The organism is Rhizobium sp. PDO1-076 (assembly GCF_000247475.1).
Taxonomy (GTDB): Bacteria; Pseudomonadota; Alphaproteobacteria; order Rhizobiales; family Rhizobiaceae; genus Allorhizobium.
In genome coordinates this window covers 16,322-33,595 of the sequence record NZ_AHZC01000355.1, presented here as the reverse complement: position 1 = coordinate 33,595, position 17,274 = coordinate 16,322, and the positions used below count along the sequence as shown (strand labels likewise).

The 17,274-nt window shown below is 61.6% G+C and carries 18 protein-coding genes; 11 read left to right on the top strand and 7 right to left on the bottom strand.

Annotated features, from left to right (window positions below):
- The 4 genes from PDO_RS17215 to PDO_RS17200 all read left to right on the top strand — a co-directional run.
- Positions 1-248, top strand: a 248-nt coding sequence (locus PDO_RS17215; RefSeq protein ID WP_007604813.1) for a DALR anticodon-binding domain-containing protein, incomplete at its 5' end; no start/stop codon positions are given.
- 92 nt (positions 249-340) lie between these two features.
- Positions 341-592 carry a type II toxin-antitoxin system ParD family antitoxin gene (locus PDO_RS17210; protein ID WP_007604812.1) on the top strand — a complete coding sequence of 84 codons (252 nt, stop codon included), beginning with the start codon at positions 341-343 and terminating at the stop codon, positions 590-592.
- Positions 585-884: a type II toxin-antitoxin system RelE/ParE family toxin gene (locus tag PDO_RS17205; protein WP_007604811.1), complete on the top strand. Its 300-nt coding sequence runs from the start codon at positions 585-587 to the stop codon at positions 882-884. Before PDO_RS17210 ends, PDO_RS17205 begins: the two co-directional genes overlap by 8 nt.
- 14 nt (positions 885-898) lie before the next feature.
- A complete protein-coding gene (locus tag PDO_RS17200; RefSeq protein WP_007604810.1) occupies positions 899-1,408 on the top strand; it encodes a 2-thiouracil desulfurase family protein in 510 nt (169 codons plus the stop codon).
- Between the two features lie 56 nt (positions 1,409-1,464).
- On the opposite strand, the gene PDO_RS17195 is transcribed toward PDO_RS17200, so the two are convergent.
- From PDO_RS17195 to purD, 3 genes are all read right to left on the bottom strand, one after another.
- The gene (locus PDO_RS17195) at positions 1,465-3,291 is read right to left on the bottom strand and encodes a methyl-accepting chemotaxis protein (protein WP_007604808.1); all 1,827 of its coding nucleotides are present in this window, start codon (positions 3,289-3,291) and stop codon (positions 1,465-1,467) included.
- 318 nt (positions 3,292-3,609) lie between these two features.
- Positions 3,610-4,056, bottom strand: a complete 447-nt coding sequence (locus PDO_RS17190) for a plant virulence effector HPE1-like domain-containing protein (protein WP_007604806.1) — start codon at positions 4,054-4,056, stop codon at positions 3,610-3,612.
- 125 nt (positions 4,057-4,181) lie between these two features.
- On the bottom strand, positions 4,182-5,453 hold the full coding sequence (gene purD, locus PDO_RS17185; protein WP_007604804.1) for a phosphoribosylamine--glycine ligase: 1,272 nt from the start codon (positions 5,451-5,453) through the stop codon (positions 4,182-4,184).
- A gap of 163 nt (positions 5,454-5,616) precedes the next feature.
- Here purD and PDO_RS17180 point away from each other — a divergent pair, with 163 nt between their 5' ends.
- Complete coding sequence (locus PDO_RS17180; RefSeq protein ID WP_007604802.1) at positions 5,617-7,935, top strand: Tex family protein; 2,319 nt, start codon at positions 5,617-5,619, stop codon at positions 7,933-7,935.
- Between the two features lie 88 nt (positions 7,936-8,023).
- Here PDO_RS17180 and PDO_RS17175 read toward each other — a convergent pair whose 3' ends face one another.
- Together PDO_RS17175 and PDO_RS17170 are read right to left on the bottom strand one after the other, a co-directional pair.
- Positions 8,024-8,353 (bottom strand): TraR/DksA family transcriptional regulator, encoded by a 330-nt coding sequence (locus tag PDO_RS17175; protein WP_007604801.1) that lies wholly within the window; start codon positions 8,351-8,353, stop codon positions 8,024-8,026.
- A gap of 37 nt (positions 8,354-8,390) precedes the next feature.
- Positions 8,391-8,801: a universal stress protein gene (locus PDO_RS17170; RefSeq protein ID WP_007604799.1), complete on the bottom strand. Its 411-nt coding sequence runs from the start codon at positions 8,799-8,801 to the stop codon at positions 8,391-8,393.
- A 228-nt stretch (positions 8,802-9,029) separates the two neighbouring features.
- On the opposite strand from PDO_RS17170, the gene PDO_RS17165 reads away from it, so the two are divergent.
- Both PDO_RS17165 and PDO_RS17160 read left to right on the top strand, forming a co-directional pair.
- Positions 9,030-9,905 carry a VOC family protein gene (locus tag PDO_RS17165; protein WP_007604798.1) on the top strand — a complete coding sequence of 292 codons (876 nt, stop codon included), beginning with the start codon at positions 9,030-9,032 and terminating at the stop codon, positions 9,903-9,905.
- Positions 9,906-9,975: 70 nt separating this feature from the next.
- Positions 9,976-11,142 carry an AI-2E family transporter gene (locus PDO_RS17160; RefSeq protein WP_007604797.1) on the top strand — a complete coding sequence of 389 codons (1,167 nt, stop codon included), beginning with the start codon at positions 9,976-9,978 and terminating at the stop codon, positions 11,140-11,142.
- Positions 11,143-11,150: 8 nt separating this feature from the next.
- Here the strand turns inward: PDO_RS17160 and PDO_RS17155 are convergent, their stop codons facing one another.
- Positions 11,151-13,076, bottom strand: coding sequence for a putative bifunctional diguanylate cyclase/phosphodiesterase (locus PDO_RS17155; protein ID WP_007604796.1), 1,926 nt, complete (start codon positions 13,074-13,076; stop codon positions 11,151-11,153).
- 240 nt (positions 13,077-13,316) lie between these two features.
- Between PDO_RS17155 and PDO_RS17150 the strand changes: the two genes are divergently transcribed.
- A complete protein-coding gene (locus tag PDO_RS17150) occupies positions 13,317-14,159 on the top strand; it encodes a metallophosphoesterase (protein ID WP_007604795.1) in 843 nt (280 codons plus the stop codon).
- Here PDO_RS17150 and PDO_RS17145 read toward each other — a convergent pair.
- Positions 14,156-14,860: a helix-turn-helix transcriptional regulator gene (locus PDO_RS17145; protein WP_007604794.1), complete on the bottom strand. Its 705-nt coding sequence runs from the start codon at positions 14,858-14,860 to the stop codon at positions 14,156-14,158. The two genes, PDO_RS17150 and PDO_RS17145, sit on opposite strands and share 4 nt — an antisense overlap.
- Positions 14,861-14,981: 121 nt before the next feature.
- On the opposite strand from PDO_RS17145, the gene PDO_RS17140 reads away from it, so the two are divergent.
- The 3 genes from PDO_RS17140 (at position 14,982) to PDO_RS17130 (ending at position 17,235) form a co-directional block, all read left to right on the top strand.
- Positions 14,982-15,611: a LysE family translocator gene (locus PDO_RS17140; protein WP_007604793.1), complete on the top strand. Its 630-nt coding sequence runs from the start codon at positions 14,982-14,984 to the stop codon at positions 15,609-15,611.
- A gap of 175 nt (positions 15,612-15,786) precedes the next feature.
- Positions 15,787-16,230, top strand: a complete 444-nt coding sequence (locus PDO_RS17135; RefSeq protein ID WP_007604792.1) for a c-type cytochrome — start codon at positions 15,787-15,789, stop codon at positions 16,228-16,230.
- A gap of 87 nt (positions 16,231-16,317) precedes the next feature.
- A complete protein-coding gene (locus PDO_RS17130) occupies positions 16,318-17,235 on the top strand; it encodes a c-type cytochrome (protein WP_007604791.1) in 918 nt (305 codons plus the stop codon).
- Positions 17,236-17,274: the final 39 nt, after the last annotated feature.

Sequence of the window (17,274 nt, the reverse complement as noted above, 5' to 3'; positions counted from 1 at the left end):
ATGCCGAAAAGGCGCTCTTTGCCGCCGTCACCGAGGCGACCAAGGCTGCGGCCGAGGCGGTCTCAAAGGAAGACTTCCGTGCCGCCATGCAGGCGCTGTCTGCGCTGCGTGCGCCGGTCGACACATTCTTCGAGGACGTGCTGGTGAACGACGAGGACGCCGCCATCCGTGCCAACCGTCTGGCGCTTCTGAAAGCGATCCGCGAGGCGACGGGCACCGTCGCCGACTTCTCCCGGATCACCGGCTGACCGACAAGCCCCGCTTCGGCGGGGCTTTTTGTATCGACCCATCCCTTGTAGTATGATCTGGCAACACCGGTCCTAGGCGCACAGGAGCATGGATGAACAAGTCGGTTCAGATCACATTGGGCGAGCCCCTGGAGCGCTTCGTCGACGCACAGGTGGAGAGCGGCCAGTTCGGCTCCGCCCAGGAGGTCGTCGAGGCGGGGCTGCGGCTGTTGAAGCAGGAGCAGGACAAGCTCGAATGGCTGAGACAGGCCTTGATCGAGGGCGACGAAAGCGGCCCGTCCCGGCCGTACGACCGCGATGCCTTGATGGCGTCTGTGCGGGAGGACCGGAAACAGCGTGGTTGAGGTTCGGTTACGTCCGGCCGCTGAACGAGACTTTCGCGACATTGGCCGCTATTCGGAAGAACAGTGGTCGCACATACAGGCCGAAGCCTATCTACAGGCGTTGCTGGATGCTATCGAGTGGATCGCCGCCCATCCATTTGCCGGCCGGGATGTCGGTTGGATCAAGAGTGGTTATCGCCGCCACCGCGCCGGAGTTCACTTGATATTTTACCTCATTATACCCGATGGCGCAGTCGAGATTGCTCGTATTCTGCATGGGCGTGCCGATATCAGCCAGCAACTGGACGAATAGCACCCAGGTTCCCCATGTCTCCCTTGTCCTCCAAGATCTTCATCAGTGCCTGCCTGCTCGGCCGCCCGGTGCGCTACGATGGCAAGGGCAAGCGGCTCGATCATCCGGCCATCGCCCGCTGGCAGGCCGAGGGCCGGCTTGTCGGCTTCTGTCCCGAACAGGCTGGCGGCATGTCGACGCCGCGTCCGCCGGCCGAGATCGAGCATGGCCTGACCGGTACCGATGTGATGGCCGGACGCGCGCGGGTCGTCGAAATCACCGGTGGCGATGTCACGGCGCAATTCCTCGAAGGAGGCCGCAAGGCGGTCGAGTTCGCAACAGCGCAGGGCTGCCGCTATGCGCTCCTGATCGATGGCAGCCCGTCCTGTGGCTCCGGTTTTATCTATGACGGCTCTTTCGCCGGCGAGCGCCATGTCGGCAACGGTGTCACGGCGGCGCTGATGCAGGCGGCCGGTATCGCGGTTTTTTCGGACCGGGAGATCGAGGCCCTGGTTGCCCGGGTCGCTGCGGAGATAGCCGCATAAACAAAAACCGCCGGATCGTTCCGGCGGTTTGTATCTGTCATCGATATGCGGCTGGCTCAGCTCGCCATGCGCATCGGTTGATGGCCTTGAGCTGCCTTGGCGCCGGATGTGCGGAAGCCGCGGATCAGGTCCAGAAGATCGCCGGTATCGTTGGCGAGAACCTCCGCCGATGCCGTGGTCTCTTCGGCCATCGCGGCGTTCTGCTGGGTGGCGGTGTCGAGCTGGTTCACCGACGACGAGATCGAGCGCAGGGTCGTGTCCTGCTCCTGGGCGCTGTGCGAGATCTTCGAGACGATGTCGTTGGCGCTGGCGATCTGGTCGGAAATGCGCTTCAGGGCCTCTCCGGTCTGGCCGACGAGCTGCACGCCCTGTTCGACCTGGGCAGACGATCGGGCGATCTGGTCCTTGATCTCCTTGGCGGCTGCCGCTGAACGCTGGGCCAGTTCGCGCACTTCCTGGGCAACCACGGCAAAGCCCTTGCCGCTTTCGCCGGCACGTGCCGCCTCGACGCCGGCGTTCAAGGCGAGAAGGTTGGTCTGGAAGGCGATCTCGTCGATCACGCCGATGATCTTGGTGATCTCCTCGGACGACTTTTCGATGCCGCTCATCGCCTCGATGGCGCGCGATACGATCGCGTCGCTCTGGCGGGCTTCGGTCGAGACGCTGCCGACGCGGCTGGCCGCCTCGCGGGCGCCGTCGGCTGTCTGGCGAACGGCAACGGTCAGTTCGTCGAGCGCTGCCGAGGTCTCTTCCAGATTGGCCGCCTGGCGCTCCGTCCGGGTGGCGAGTTCGCCGGATGCCCGACGGATCTCTTCCTTGCTGACGGCAATGTCGTTGCCCTTCAGGTTGACGCGTGCCATGGCTTCCTCGAGACGGCCAAGCGCTTCGTTGAAGTTTTCGCGCAGGGTAGCATATTTCGGGCCGAGGTCGTTGCAGCGAACCGTGAGATCGCCTTCGGCAAGCTTGACCAGCGATGCGCCGATGGTGCTGACCACGTGCGCCTGCTGCTGCGCTTCGGCGACCTGCATGTCGGCGTTGTGCTGCCGCTCGCCGTCCATTTCGCGCTGCTGTTCTTCCTGGCGCTTGGCCAGCGCATGACGTTCGCGGATCTTCTCCTGCAGCGCCCTTGTGGCATTGGCCATCATGCCGATTTCGTTGCGCATGTCCGTATGCGGAATGGCGATGGAGACATTTTCTTCGGCCACGGCTTCAAGAGCAGCATGGATGGCATTGAGGGGTTTGGTGATGCCGCGCACCACCACGAATGCCGCGCCGAGCGCCAGCAAAAGGATCCCGAGCGAAATGCCGATGGTCTGCATGACGTTTGCACGCACTTCGGCTTTCAGGTCGTCGGTATAGAGGCCGGTGATGATGACGATCTTCCAGGGCTCGAAGGTCTTGCCATAGGCAGCTTTCGGATAGCTGTAGTCGTTCGGATCATGGCCGGGCTTCGGACCGATGAACTCGACATAGCCGCCACCATTCTGTCCAAGCCTGACCAGCTCGTCGCGATAGGCATAGCCGGTCGGGTCGCCCTTGCCTTTGCTGCTCTGACCAACGGATTTGGATGTCGGGTGGAAGACGAGAACAACGTCATAGTCGTAGCCGAAGAAATAGCCATCGGGTTCGAATTTCATCTTGTTCAACGTCGCGAAAGCCTGTGCCTTGGCGTCATCCAGCGAGAGTTCGCCGGACTGTACCCGGTCGTCATAGGTCTTCATGACGGAAATCGCCGTCTCGACCTGCGTCCGCAGCAATTCATAGCGCTGCTGATAGATGGCGTCGGAAGACGCCTTTACCTGGAAAAACGTGGCAATGGCAAAGGCGGCCATCAGGCCGCCGACAAGCAGCATCAGCTGCATGGAAATCTTGAGGCGGTTCATAAACCCTCGCAGGATCGGAATTGAGAGCTTTTGTCCGCCGTGCCCGCTCAAGGTCGATGATGACGGAGGCTGCTTTGTCTCGCTGCCGATGCTGCATTGCATCGAAGGTAAAACTACGTTTCAAACATTAATAAACTAATAGGTACCGATGCGTTCATGCGCATGTGTGCAAGCATTTTGCGTGAAGTCTCTGAGACTGAGGGTATGAATGGCAAAACGCAAACGCTCCGGGCATGCCGGAGCGTTTGTCCGCATTCGCGCGGCAGCCCGCTCAGCCTGGATCGTGCGGCTGAATTTGGGCAGGAAATGGCGAGGTGGTTACTTCAGCCGCAGGTCGAAATTGGCCGTATCGAGATCGAGTTTGCCATTGGCCGGCGGTGCGACATTGACGGCTGCGGTGGTGGCCTCATGATCGACCTGGCCGGCAGCCGGAGCATTGCCGGCAATGACCACCGAGCCATTGGTCGACCAGCCGTCTGCCGAGCTCATGATCACGACCGGCGAGCCGCCGAGCCAGCTTTCAATCCGCTTCAGCTTTTTCTCGCCGTCGATATCAAGGATTTCCGCGGTTTGCGAGCCGCTTGGAACGCTCGGCACCTGATAGGCGTACTTGTCTTTCTTGACCTGCGGCGGCGGGCAGTTCGGGCAGGCAATCGCCGTGATGCTGTGCGCCTGGTTCGGCGAGCCGCTGACGACCTCGATCGACGAGGCAAAAGCGGAGCTCGTGCCAGCAAGCATCAGGGCCGTCAAAAGAAACTTGCGCATCTCGTATTCCTCGGATTGTTCACGAGGACCCTAGCGCCGCTTTCTTTCGATCCGGTCAGGGGGAATGGTAAAATTTGAACGAATGCGCAATTTTCCAGCAGACCGCGACGGGTGTCACGCTTCGGTCAGGCTTTCTCGCGTGCGATTGCCTGCCAACCGATATCGCGGCGGCTGAAACCGTTGTCCCACGAGACCGCATCGACCAGCGCATAGGCCGCAGCCTGGGCCTCGGCGACGGTCTTGCCCGTCGCCGTCGCGTTCAGCACCCGGCCGCCTGTCGCAACCAGCCGGCCGTCTTGCAAGGCGGTGCCGGCGTGGAAGACCTTCGCACCTTCGGATGCCGCCGGAATGGAGGTGATCGGCGTGTTTTTGCCATAGCTGCCCGGATAGCCCTTGGAGGCCAGCACCACGGTCAGCGCCGGGTCGTCGCTCCATTCGGCCGAAACCTGGTCCAGCGTGCCGGTGGCCGAGGCGTACAGGATCGACAGCAGATCGCTCTTCAGCCGCATCATCAGCACCTGGCATTCCGGATCGCCGAAGCGCACATTGTATTCGATCAGCTCCGGGCCTTTTGCCGTGATCATTAGGCCGGCGAAGAACACACCGGAAAACGGCATGCCGAGTTCCGCCATGCCGCGCATGGTCGGCTCGATGATCTCTTTCATCGTCCGCTCGACCATGTCGGCTGTCATGACAGGGGCGGGCGAATAGGCGCCCATGCCGCCGGTGTTCGGGCCGGTATCGCCGTCGCCGACGCGCTTGTGGTCCTGGGCGGTGGCAAGCGGCAAGAGCGTCTTGCCGTCGGACAGGCAGAAGAAGCTCGCTTCCTCGCCGTCGAGATAGGCTTCGACCACGACTTCCGCGCCGGCAGCACCGAACGCGCCTTCAAAGCAGTCATCGATGGCGGCAAGCGCTTCCTCGACGGTCATGGCGACCGTCACACCCTTGCCTGCGGCCAGGCCATCGGCCTTTATGACGATCGGCGCGCCCTGTTCGCGCACATAGGCCTTGGCCTTCGGTGCATTGTTGAACCGCTGATAGGCGCCGGTCGGGATGTTGAAGCGGGCGCAGATGTCCTTGGTGAAGCCCTTGGAGCCTTCGAGCTGGGCGGCGGCGGCCGACGGCCCGAAGACAGCAATGCCCTCGGCGCGCAGCGCATCTGCGAGCCCGGCAACCAACGGCGCTTCCGGTCCGACAACGACGAAGTCGATGGCGTTTTGCTTGCAAAACGCGATGACGGCGGCATGATCATCGACATTGACCGAGACCAGTTCGCCATGCTCGGCAATGCCCGGATTGCCGGGAGCAGCGTAAAGTTTGGAAAGCAGGGGAGACTGGGCGATTTTCCAGGCCAGCGCATGTTCGCGTCCGCCCGAACCGATCAACAGAACCTTCATAACCCGCTCTCCGATTGTCTTGGATAGGCGGCGGTTAAGGGGGAAGGGGGCAAAGGTCAAGGAAAAACCCGGAACTGCCGCAATCCTGTGGAGGGGTAGAGCACTTTGTTGCCTTCCCGGCTGTCGCGACTATGGTCGCCGCTTGAAAGACTGGAGAATTCCCATGGCCGACGACATCAAATCCATTGCAGCCCTGATTGCGACCGAGATCAATGCCCGCCCCGATCAGGTGGTGTCGGCGGTCGGTCTATTGGACGAGGGCGCGACTGTTCCCTTCATCGCCCGCTACCGCAAGGAAGTGACGGGCGGTCTGGATGACACGCAGTTGCGCAATCTCGCCGAGCGGCTGATCTATCTTCGCGAGCTGGCCGCCCGCCGCAAGGCGATCGTCGAAAGCATCACCTCGCAGGACAGGATGACCGACGAACTGGCCCGCAAGATTGCCATGGTCACCACCAAGGCCGAGCTGGAAGACATCTATCTGCCCTACAAGCCAAAGCGCCGCACCCGCGCAGAGATCGCTCGCGAAAAGGGCCTGCAGCCGCTGGCCGACGCGATCTGGGCCGATCGTGCCGCCGACCCGCAGACACTAGCCGCCGCCTATATCACCGACGATGTACCGGACGTGAAGGCAGCGCTGGAAGGCGCCCGCGATATCGTTGCGGAACTGATCTCGGAAAATGCCGATCTGCTCGGCCGGCTGCGCAATGACATGAAGGCGCGTGCGATCCTCTATTCCAAGGTGGTCGAGGGCAAGGAGGCGGCGGGCGAAAAGTTCGCCGACTACTTCGCCCATTTCGAACGCTGGGCAACGGTGCCCGGCCACCGGGCGCTTGCCATGCTGCGTGGCTGGAACGAGGAATTCCTGACGCTTTCCATCGAGGTCGACCGCGACGATCCGTCTCCGGTCAAGCCGTCGCAGCGCACGATCTCAGCCGCCTATGACATTGCCGCCAAAGGCCTGGCCGACAAGTGGCTGATGGATGTCGCGGGATGGACCTGGCGGGTGAAGCTCTCGGTATCGCTGTCGCTCGACCTGATGCGCGACCTGCGCGAACGGGCCGAGGAAGAGGCGATCCATGTCTTCGCCCGCAACCTGAAAGACCTGCTGCTGGCCGCTCCCGCCGGCTCGCGTCCGACCATGGGCCTCGACCCGGGCATCCGCACCGGCGTCAAGGTCGCCGTGGTCGACGGCACGGGCAAGGTGCTCGACACCTCGACCGTCTATCCCTTCCAGCCGCGCAACGACGTGCGGGGTGCCCAGGTCGAACTGGCCTCGCTGATCCGCAAGCATAACATCGAACTCATCGCCATCGGCAACGGCACCGGCAGCCGCGAGACGGAAAAGCTGGTCGCCGACATGCTGGCCCAGTTCCCGGCGACCGCACCGAAGCCGACCAAGGTGATCGTCTCGGAAGCCGGCGCCTCGGTTTATTCGGCCTCGGAAACCGCCGCCAAGGAATTCCCCAATCTCGACGTGTCGCTGCGCGGTGCCGTCTCGATTGCGCGGCGCCTGCAGGATCCTCTGGCCGAACTGGTGAAGATCGAGCCGAAATCGATCGGCGTCGGCCAGTACCAGCACGATGTCGACCAGGGCAGGCTCGGCCGCTCGCTCGATGCCGTTGTCGAAGACGCGGTGAATGCGGTCGGCGTCGATCTCAACACGGCGTCCGCTCCGCTGCTTGCCCGCGTGTCGGGCCTCGGCGGTTCGATTGCCGAGGCGATCGTCAGCCACCGCGACCAGACCGGCCCGTTTCAAAGCCGCAAGGACCTGTTGAAGGTTGCCCGCCTCGGCGCCCGTACCTTCGAACAATGCGCCGGCTTCCTGCGCATCCCCAATGGCAAGGAACCGCTCGATGCGTCTTCGGTCCACCCGGAAGCCTATGGCGTGGCGAAGAAGATCGTCGCTGCCTGCGGTCGCGACCTGCGCACGCTGATGGGCGACAGCGCCACGTTGAAGGCGCTCGATCCGAAGCAGTTCATCGACGAGCAGTTCGGTCTGCCGACGGTCAAGGACATCCTGGCGGAACTGGAAAAGCCGGGTCGTGACCCGCGGCCGAGCTTCAAGACGGCCACCTTTGCCGATGGTGTCGAGGAGATCTCCGACCTCAAGGTCGGCATGACGCTGGAAGGCACGGTGACCAACGTTGCCGCTTTCGGCGCCTTCGTCGATATCGGCGTGCATCAGGACGGATTGGTGCATGTCTCCCAGCTCGCCGATCGTTTCGTCAAGGACCCGCATGAGGTCGTCAAGGCCGGCGACGTGGTCAAGGTCCGTGTCGTCGAGTTCGATGTGAAGCGCAAGCGCATCGCGCTCACCATGCGCAAGGATGGCGGCGAAGCCCAGGCACCGTCTCCGCGTGGCGATACGCGCGGCAACGCCAACGCCATGCGCCACGCCAATGCCAAGCCGCCCAAGCCGGAAACGCCCTCCGTTGGCGGCTTCGGCGCGGCGCTGGCCGAGGCCATGCGCAAGAAGTAATACCCGTCAAACGGAAAGAGGCCGGAGCGTTTCGCTCCGGCCTTTCAAGTGTCCAAGCTGACTTTGCGCTCGAACGCGCGCCGGGGTGTTATCGGCCCTGTCGCCCGGCGGCACATTCCTGGCAGAACGGCGTGTGCGGCACGGCGGCAAGCCGCGCTGCCGAAATCGGTTGTCCGCAGGTCACGCAGGTGCCGTAGGTTCCGCCATCGATCCGGTTGAGCGCTGCATCTATGGCGCGAAGCTCCGCTTCCCCGACCTGGCCGAATTCCTCCAGCACTTCGTCATTTTCGGTTTCGGTTGCCCGCTCTTCGCTGTCTGCGCTGCGCTGCTGGCCAAGGTCGTCATCGATCCTGGTCAGCCGCGCCTCGATCTCCGCCTTCCGCTTGGTCAGGATGCGTTCGTAGCCTGCGATATCCATGGGCGTCCTCCGAACTTTCTTGTTGTTGTGCTTTGTGTCAGCGGTCCACCAGGACCGAGACCTTCGAGTGGCGCACAACCCGGTCTGCGGTCGCGCCGATGAAGTAGTTCGAATAGTCAGGAACATGCGAAGCGACGATGATCAGGTCCGCCGAATGATCTTCGGATGCGGCCAGGATTTCGCGGGCCGGGGCACCGGAGCGGATCTCGATCCTCGCCGCGATCGCGGTCTTTTCCTTCAACTCGACCAGCTGTGCCTTCGCATCCTTGATCGCGCCTTCGATTAGGTCCACAGGCACGTCGATCGCCAGGTAGCCGGGCAGATCCTCGACAACGGTCAGAAGCACGATCTCGCCGCCGGCATCCAGAAGCGATGCCGCCTTGCGCAGGCTTTTCTCTCCCTTGTCGAGCGCCGCAGGGTCTACCGGTACAATGATCTTCTTATACATCATGGTCTCCTTTATCGCGACGCCTTTCAATGGCGTTTCCACTCGATGCGCTGACAATGGTCCCGCGACCTGAAAGCCGCATTGATCAGGATCAAATTTTGACGTCGCGCCATCGTCAACAAATGTCGAACGATAAGTCGAAAAGAAGTCATCTATCGTGAACGACCGAGAGGGAGCATATAGGTCCCATCACGCCACAGAGAGCGGACGGAAATAGGAGCCATGACCATGACCGATGTCGCTGCAGCCAGGGACGACAGTTTCGCCCTCACTCGTCCGGTGCATGTCGGGCGGACCCATCTGGTGGTGACCGACCTTGCGACCGTCAGTGATTTCTATCAGACGATACTCGGCCTTTCGGTGATCGAAAAGAGCGCTTCCGGCGTCGTTCTGGGTGTCGCCGGAAAGCCGCTGTTGACCTTGACCACGCGCGGCGACGTGGCGCGTGCGCCGCGCAATGCCGCTGGTCTCTTTCACACCGCCTTCCTGATGCCCAGCCGTCAGGAGCTTGCCCATTGGCTCGCCCATTCCGCCCATCGCCATATCCGGCTTGACGGTGCCAGCGACCATCTGGTCAGCGAGGCGATCTATCTGTCCGACCCGGAAGGCAATGGCATCGAGATCTACGCCGACCGCAAGCCGGGCGAATGGACCTATAATTCCGATGGCACCGTCCAGATGGCAACCGAACGCCTGGACCTCCAGGCGTTGTATGACAGTGCCCCGAAGACGGAGTGGGGCGGCATGGCGCCGGATGCGGCCATCGGCCATATGCATCTGCAGGTCGGCAATGTACCGGAGGCCGATCGCTTCTACGAAGGCGTTCTCGGCCTGAAGAAGATGGCGAGTTATCCCGGCGCCAGCTTCTTTGCCTCCGGCGATTATCACCACCACATCGCCGCCAATGTCTGGAACAGTCGCAATGCCGGCGCCCGCTCGGACGCGATGACCGGACTGTCGGATTACGCGCTGAATTTCAACGACAAGGCCAGCCTCGACAAGGTTCTCGCGACTCTGGAAAGCCTGGAAATCCCGGTGACGCGCACGGCGGAAGGCCACAGCCTGAGAGACCCCTGGGGCATCGGCATCACGCTCGCCGCCTGACTTTGTTCCATCCTCGTGGAACCCTGCGCGGCCTCGCGCGTTTGCAGGCAGCGCAAGGGGATTTACGACGATGGATGCGACACAGGCTGGAGACAATTCGGCAAGCGACGAGCGTGCCATGTCGCACATGTCGCCGATGGAAAAGGCTGCGTATCGGACCATGCAGCAGCGGCGCTACACGACGCACCGCGTCAAGGTGCAGAAATCCGGTCTTGATTTTGCGCATGCCTGGTCGGTCATCGGCATTTTTACCATCATGAGTGTCGCCGCAATCTATACGGCTTCGGCAGTTCTGATGCCGCTGACGCTGGCTATCGTGGTCGGCCTCATTTTGGGGCTCGCGGCAGACAAGCTGGGCAATCTCGGCATTCCCCCGATGATGACGGCATTCATCCTGTCGAGCCTGTTTGCCGGTCTGCTGCTATTTGTCGGTAGCGCCCTTGCCGCGCCGCTCAGCGATCTGGCAAGTCGCGGCCCCGCCATGATCGAGCAGGCAGTTGACCAGTTGATACCGCGGCTCGAGCGGATTTCCTGGCTCAAACGTCCACTTGAGGCAATGACCAGTGGTCCGGTTTCGCCAGAAGCGATGCTGGAAAACAGCGGTGCGGTCCTGTCGACCGTCGCCGGCGGCATCACGCCAGCGCTGGTACAGACATTGATTTTCTTCGGTGGCCTGATGCTCTTTCTCGGTAGCCGCCTGTCGCTGCGAAAGGCTTTGATCATCGGCTTCAAGGACAGGGCGCGCCGGCTGGCCGCGATCCGGACCTTGAACTCGATCGAACGGGCGCTCGGTTTCTATTTTGCCACGGCCATCGTCCTCTATGCCGCCTCGGCCCTTGTCGCCGCCACCGCCGCCATGGTCGGCGGACTTGGCAATGCCTTGCTCTGGGGCCTGTTTGCCTTTCTCGCGAGTTTTGTCCCGTTTCTCGGCATTACGTTGATTACCCTGTCCATGGCGGTCGCCGGTTTGCTGGTGCATGACAGCATTCTGATCGGTCTCTTGCCGGCCATCGTCTATTTCACCGTGCATGGCGTCATCGAAAACCTGGTCACGCCCGCGGTGATGGGGCGTCGCTTGGAAATCAATTCCTTCATGGTCTTTGTCGCGATCGTGTTCTGGACATGGATGTGGGGTGCCATCGGCGCCATGCTCGCCGTGCCGCTCTTGCTGATCGTCATCACGATTGCCAACGAATTGCTGCCGCAGACAAAGCTTCAGCCTAAGCTTCCAGGCTGAGCCGTTTGTTACGACGCCAGCCGGTGCGATTCCGCCTGGAGGTAGTTCATCGCATCGAGGCCAGCCATAGGGCGGCCGAAGTAAAAGCCCTGAACTTGGTGGATTCCGGCTGCCCGCACGGCTTCCAGGTCGAAATCTGATTCGACACCCTCGGCCAGGCATTCGATGCCCAGGCTCGAGGACAGGTCGGCAATGGCGCGCAGGATGTTTCCGCCCACGCCATCGTCTTCGCGCAGGCGCAGCACGAAATTCCTGTCGGTCTTCAGCTTGTGCAGCGGGAAACGATTGATATAGCCGAAATTCGAATAGCCGGAGCCGAAGTCGTCGAGCGCGATCAGGCACCCCATACCAGCGAGCAATTCCAGACTGTCGCGGGCGCGGTCGAAATCCGCCATGACAGCGGTCTCCGTGATTTCGAAGATCACCCGGTTGGGTTCGATATTGCTGTCGCGCACGATGTGCACGACATTGCTGATCGATCGAGGCGACATGAGGTCGATTGCCGACAGGTTGAAGGATAGCTTGACATTGTGCGGCCATGTCGCCGCCGTGGACAGCGCCTTGTGCAGCAGCACGGAGGTCATGCGTTCGATCAGGCCGGAACGCTCGGCGGCAGGGATGAATGTCGAGGGAGAAACCGGCCCGAGTGTCGGGCTGTTCCAGCGCGCCAGCGCCTCGAAGCCGATCGTCCTGCCGGTATTGATATCGATCTGCGGCTGGTAGACGAGCGACATTTCCTTGTTCAGGTTGCAGTTGCGCAGCGTTTGGTCGATGCGGCCGACATCTTTCATTGCGGCCTCATGGCTGGCCGAGAAGATCACCACGTCGCCGCGGGTCGCACGCTTTGCGCTGTAAAGGGCATGGTCGGCACGCTCGTATAACTGATTGGCCGTGCTTCCATGGGTCGGGCAATGGGCAAAGCCTGCCGACGCGGAAATGGAAATGCTCAGGCTGTCGAGGACAAACGGATCCCGCATACCGTTGCACAGACGCTCTCCCAGCGCCTGGACCTCGCTCTGGCCCGAGACGTCGGGCACGATCAGCGCAAATTCATCACCGCCCAGGCGGGCGATGAAGCAGTCATTGGACAAGGCCGCGCGCAATCGCTCTGCGACCTCGGTCAGCAATCTGTCGCCCGTGACATGACCATAGAGATCGTTGACCGGCTTGAAGCCATCCAGATCGATGATGCCCATGTAGAAACCGGACGTCGTCGCGGTTGACTTTGTCAGGGCGCGGTCAAGCTCAATGAAGAAACTGCGCCGGCTCGGCAATCCGGTCAGCGAATCGAAATCGGCGAGAATTTCCGCCTTGCGACGTAGGTCGTCGGCCATCGTCCGCGCTGCGACCGCCTTCAGGATCGCCGTGCGCATCAGCCAGGCCATGCCGAGGGCGGCAAAAGCACCGGCAAGACCGATAAACGCGTATTGCAGAAAGACCTCTGCCCCGGCTTTCTGGGCGAGCCACAGCATCGTCGTCAGTGACAGGGCCGAGCCGACAATGATCACCCGTGCGCTCACGGCCGATGTCGAAATGACCAGGATCAGCAGGACGAAGTAGACGAGCTTGTGTTCTTCGAAATGGATCGAAAGGTAAGTCACGATATTCACATACATCGCCAGATGCATGCTGAGGCTGATCAGCTCCAGTTTTCCGTAACCGAGGTCGCCCTTCAGGCTGCGCAGAAGAAACAGCGCCAGCAAGACGGTTGCCAGCGACATGCCCGTCAAAATGATCTGTTCGGTGCCTGTCTCGGCGAAGAAATGCGCGACGGTAATCAGCGTGTAATAGACGATGGCCGGCAGGAGAAAGCCGCGAATGATCGGCGCGAAGGCTTCGGCAACGCCGCGGTGGAAGCGCTGGCGCGCGTAGTGTGTTACGTGCTTGTCATCCGGCCGGGCCGAGAGCGGCGATGCGGTCAATGATTGATCCATGAAGAAAGCAGTCCAGTTGCAATAGGCGCACGCAGCAGAATCTTCTTGAACGTGCTCTCATAGCAACCCAGATCACAACCGGATCCATTCATCACGAAGCAATATCAGAGAAGTCTTTAGGAATAGAAAACAATTGCTCGGGCGCTGGGCCAAAGTTTAGATATGGGTTTTCGATGTCATCTCATTGTCACGGCGACTGTGTAGAGCGCGGTTACTGAAACGCATGTGTTGAAATCGTATATGTCGCAAGAATGTCCTGCTTTGCGCATCGGCGTCATTGCCGATCCGCAGTATGCTATGCTGCCTCCGCATCCACAGTTGAACCGTCACTACGCCAGGAGCCTGGAGAAACTCGCGCAGGCAGTGGATTGCTTTAACACGATGCCTTTGGATGTCGTCGTTGTTCTGGGGGATCTGATCGATCGCGGTTTCGAGAATTTCGCCCCGGTTCTGGCCGAACTGGACCGCTTGCGCCATCCGCGCATCCTGCTGCCGGGCAATCATGATTTTGCGGTGGAACCCGCGCGGCTGGCCGAGATCCATCAGGTACTGGCCATGCCGGCGCCCTATCATGACCTGGCGATCAGTGGTGTCCGCCTGATCGTCACCGATGGTAACGAGATCTCGCTTTTTGCGCCACCGGAAGGTGATCCGCGCCGCAACGAGGCGCAGGCCCGCCTTGCCGCCATGAAGGCGGCCGGTGCCGTCAATGCGATGGACTGGAACGGCGGCATGAGCGCACGCCAGATGGCCTGGCTGGCACGCCGGCTCCAAGACGCCGAAGCGGCGGGCGAAAAGGTCATCGTGCTCGGCCACTATCCGCTCTATCCATTTTCGGATCACTGCCTCTGGCAGGCCGAGGACATGGCGCGCATGCTGGCCGGTTCGCCGGCCGCCATCGCCTATCTGTGCGGCCATGATCATGCTGGCAACTACGGCCTGCTTGGGACCACGCATTTCGTCAATTTCTGCGGCATGGTCGACACCGAGTTCGACAATGCCTTCGCCGTGCTCGATCTTTATCCCGACCGTATCGAGATCGAGGGCTTTGGCCGCGAACAGAGCCGAAGGCTTGCGCTTTAAATCGATGCCGCTTTGACAGCGGCATTCGCCCAGCCGCTCGTCCACAAGGCGCGCAAGCGGTCGCCTTCGCCCTTGAAGAAGCGTTCCTGCGTCACGCATTGCGCGATGCGTTCGCTGCGGAAATTGCGGATCGCCTGCCGCAACTCGCACCAGGCGACCACATTGACCGTCTGCACATAGTAGATCAGCGCCAGTGGCTTGATCATCCGGCGGCTGGCCTCACCGCGATCGTCTCGATAGTCGATCCGCAGCACCTGTTCGTTGCGTATCGCTGTGCGCACCTGTTCGAGTTCGAAGTCCTTCGGCATCTGCGGCGGCGAGCCCCAGGCATAAAGAGTGGACGATTGCAGGCTCCGCCGCAGTGGTTCCGGCACGGCACCGGCGATCTTCCGGTTCACCGATTCCGCCGAACGCATGAGCGAGTTGTCGCCGCTGCGCTCCAGCATCTGCAACCCGAGCATGATCGCTTCCGTTTCCTCAACGGTGAACATCAGCGGCGGAAGATCGAAGCCTGGCCGCAGGATGTAACCCAGACCGCGCTCCCCCTCGATAGGCACGCGCATCGCCTGCAGGGCGGCGATGTCGCGGTAGATCGACCGAACGGTCACTTCCAGCTGGTCGGCGATGCTTTGCGCCGTCACCGCCGTGCGGGAAAGCTTGAGGATCTGGATGATCTCGAACAGCCGCGATGCCTTGCGCATGTCACCCTCTCTGTCTCTCCTGACACAATGCTGTCAGGAGCTCCGCTGTATGCAGCGCATAACAAGCTGATTATCTGAAATAAAAGGCTTCAATGCTGAATTCTGTGCTGAGGATACTGACATGAGTTACGCCGAAAATCTCTGGCTTTTTCTTCTCCTGCTGACGGGTATCGTCGTCGTGCCCGGAATGGACATGATCTATGTGCTGGCCAGCGCTCTTTCCGGCGGCAAGCGCGCAGGCCTGGCCGCAACTGCCGGAATGATGGCCGGAGGCGCAATCCACACGGTCTTCGGCACTTTGGGCACGGGCGCGCTGGTGGCGCTGGTACCTCAGCTTTTTACCCCGCTGCTGATCGCCGGTGCCGGCTACATGATCTGGATCGGCGTGTCACTGGTCCGCAGTTCCATCACCGTCGGGGCCGTCGAGACCGCTGCCGCAAGGCGTCTTTCGTCGACATTCGGCCAAGCCCTTGCCACCTGTATGCTCAATCCCAAGGCCTATCTCTTCGTGGTTGCCGTCTATCCGCAATTCCTCAAGCCGCAATATGGATCGCTGCTGATGCAGGGCGTTGTCATGGGACTGATGACCATGGCCGTGCAGGGCGTTGTCTATGGCAGCGTTGCGCTCGCAGGTCACGGCGCCCGCCATGCGCTGGTGGCAAATCCCGGTGTGACCAAGGCCATTGGCCGAAGCGCCGGCCTGTTGCTGGTTGCCGCTGCAATCTTCACCCTGGCGCATGAACTGCGGTAACGCCGAGCGCCCCGCTTGGTTTGCGGTGCAGGCCGATCTGTCATGAATATCAGATGATTGACGCTCTGTCGTATGATCACCGCTTTGTGACTTCATTCCGCCAGTCTAAACCTGCAAACATCCCCACGCTCGAAGCCAACGTCGGTCCGCCGGCAAACTCCGTGGGAGAATGGGAATGAAGTTGAAGCTCGTTTTGACGGCCGCTGCGGCCATCTGTCTTGGCGTGACGGTGGCCATCGCGGCGGGTGAGCCGCAGGTTGTCCGTCAGGAAATGATGAAAAAGACCGGCGGCGCCATGGGTGCCCTGGCGGCGATCGCGAAAGGCGAAAAGCCGTTCGATGCAGAGGTCGTCAAGGCTTCGCTGACCACCATGGTCGAGGTCGGCAAGACCTTCCCCGACCAGTTCCCGGCAGGCTCGGAAACCGGTCTGGAAACGGAAGCCAGCCCGAAGATCTGGGAAAACATGGAAGACTTCAAGTCGAAGTCGATGGCGCTGGTGACAGCCGCCGAAGCACAGCTTGCGTCTATGCCGACCGACCAGGCTGGCGTCGGTGCGGTGATGAAGGCTGTCGGCGGGACCTGCGGGACCTGTCACGAGACCTATCGCCTGAAGAAATAGGCATCTGGCGCGCCCGGTGGGTCACCTGCCGGGCGACTGTCCGTTTTGGCTCGGTTGCGGGTCACGTGGTTCTTGCGGAGGCGCTGGATGGTTTCGAAATGGGTCAAGGGCATGGTTGGCCTGTCGGCGATCGGCGCTCTGGGTGTGGGCGGATTTCTCGTCGTAGCCGCACCCGCGCGCCAGGACACCTCTGTCTGGGCCGGGCTCGGCGAGCCGGATCTGGCGCATGGCCGCGAGGTATTTTTTGCTGGCGGCTGTCCCAGTTGTCATACACCGGCCGGCAGCAGCGGTGATGCACGCCTGATCCTGTCGGGCGGCGCACCGATCCACAGCCCGTTCGGCACCTTCCATGCGCCCAACATCTCCAGCAGTCCGACGGCCGGCATCGGAGGCTGGACACTTGCCGAGTTCGGCGATGCCATGACCCGTGGTGTCGGGCGCCGGGGCGAACATCTCTATCCATCCTTTCCTTATGGCTCCTATGCGCGCATGACACCGGATGACATCAACGATCTGTTCGGTTTCATCAGGACGCTTCCTGCCAGCGATGCCGTGGCGCCGGCGCATGAATTGCCGTTTCCATTTAATATTCGCCTGTCGCTCGGCGGTTGGAAATTTCTCTATCTGGATGATCAGCCGCGTGTGGCGTTGACCGACGCCAGCGATATGGTCAAGCGCGGCCAGTATCTGGTCGAAGGCCCCGGCCATTGCGGCGAGTGTCACACCCCGCGCGATATGCTCGGCGGCTTCAGAAGCGACCAGTGGCTCGCGGGCGGCCCCAATCCGGAAGGCGAGGGCACGATCCCCAACATCACGCCGGGCGGCAAAAGCATCGGATCCTGGAGCGAAGCGGATATAGCAAGCTATCTCGAAACCGGCTTTACCCCGGAATTCGACAGCGTCGGCGGCACGATGGTCGAGGTGCAGAAGAACATGGCCGAATTGTCCGCCAGCGATAGAGAGGCGATTGCCGCCTATCTCAAGGCCATCCCCGCCGTGCAATAGTGGCGGGCGGTATCGGGCGCCACGCACCTTTCCGCGCTC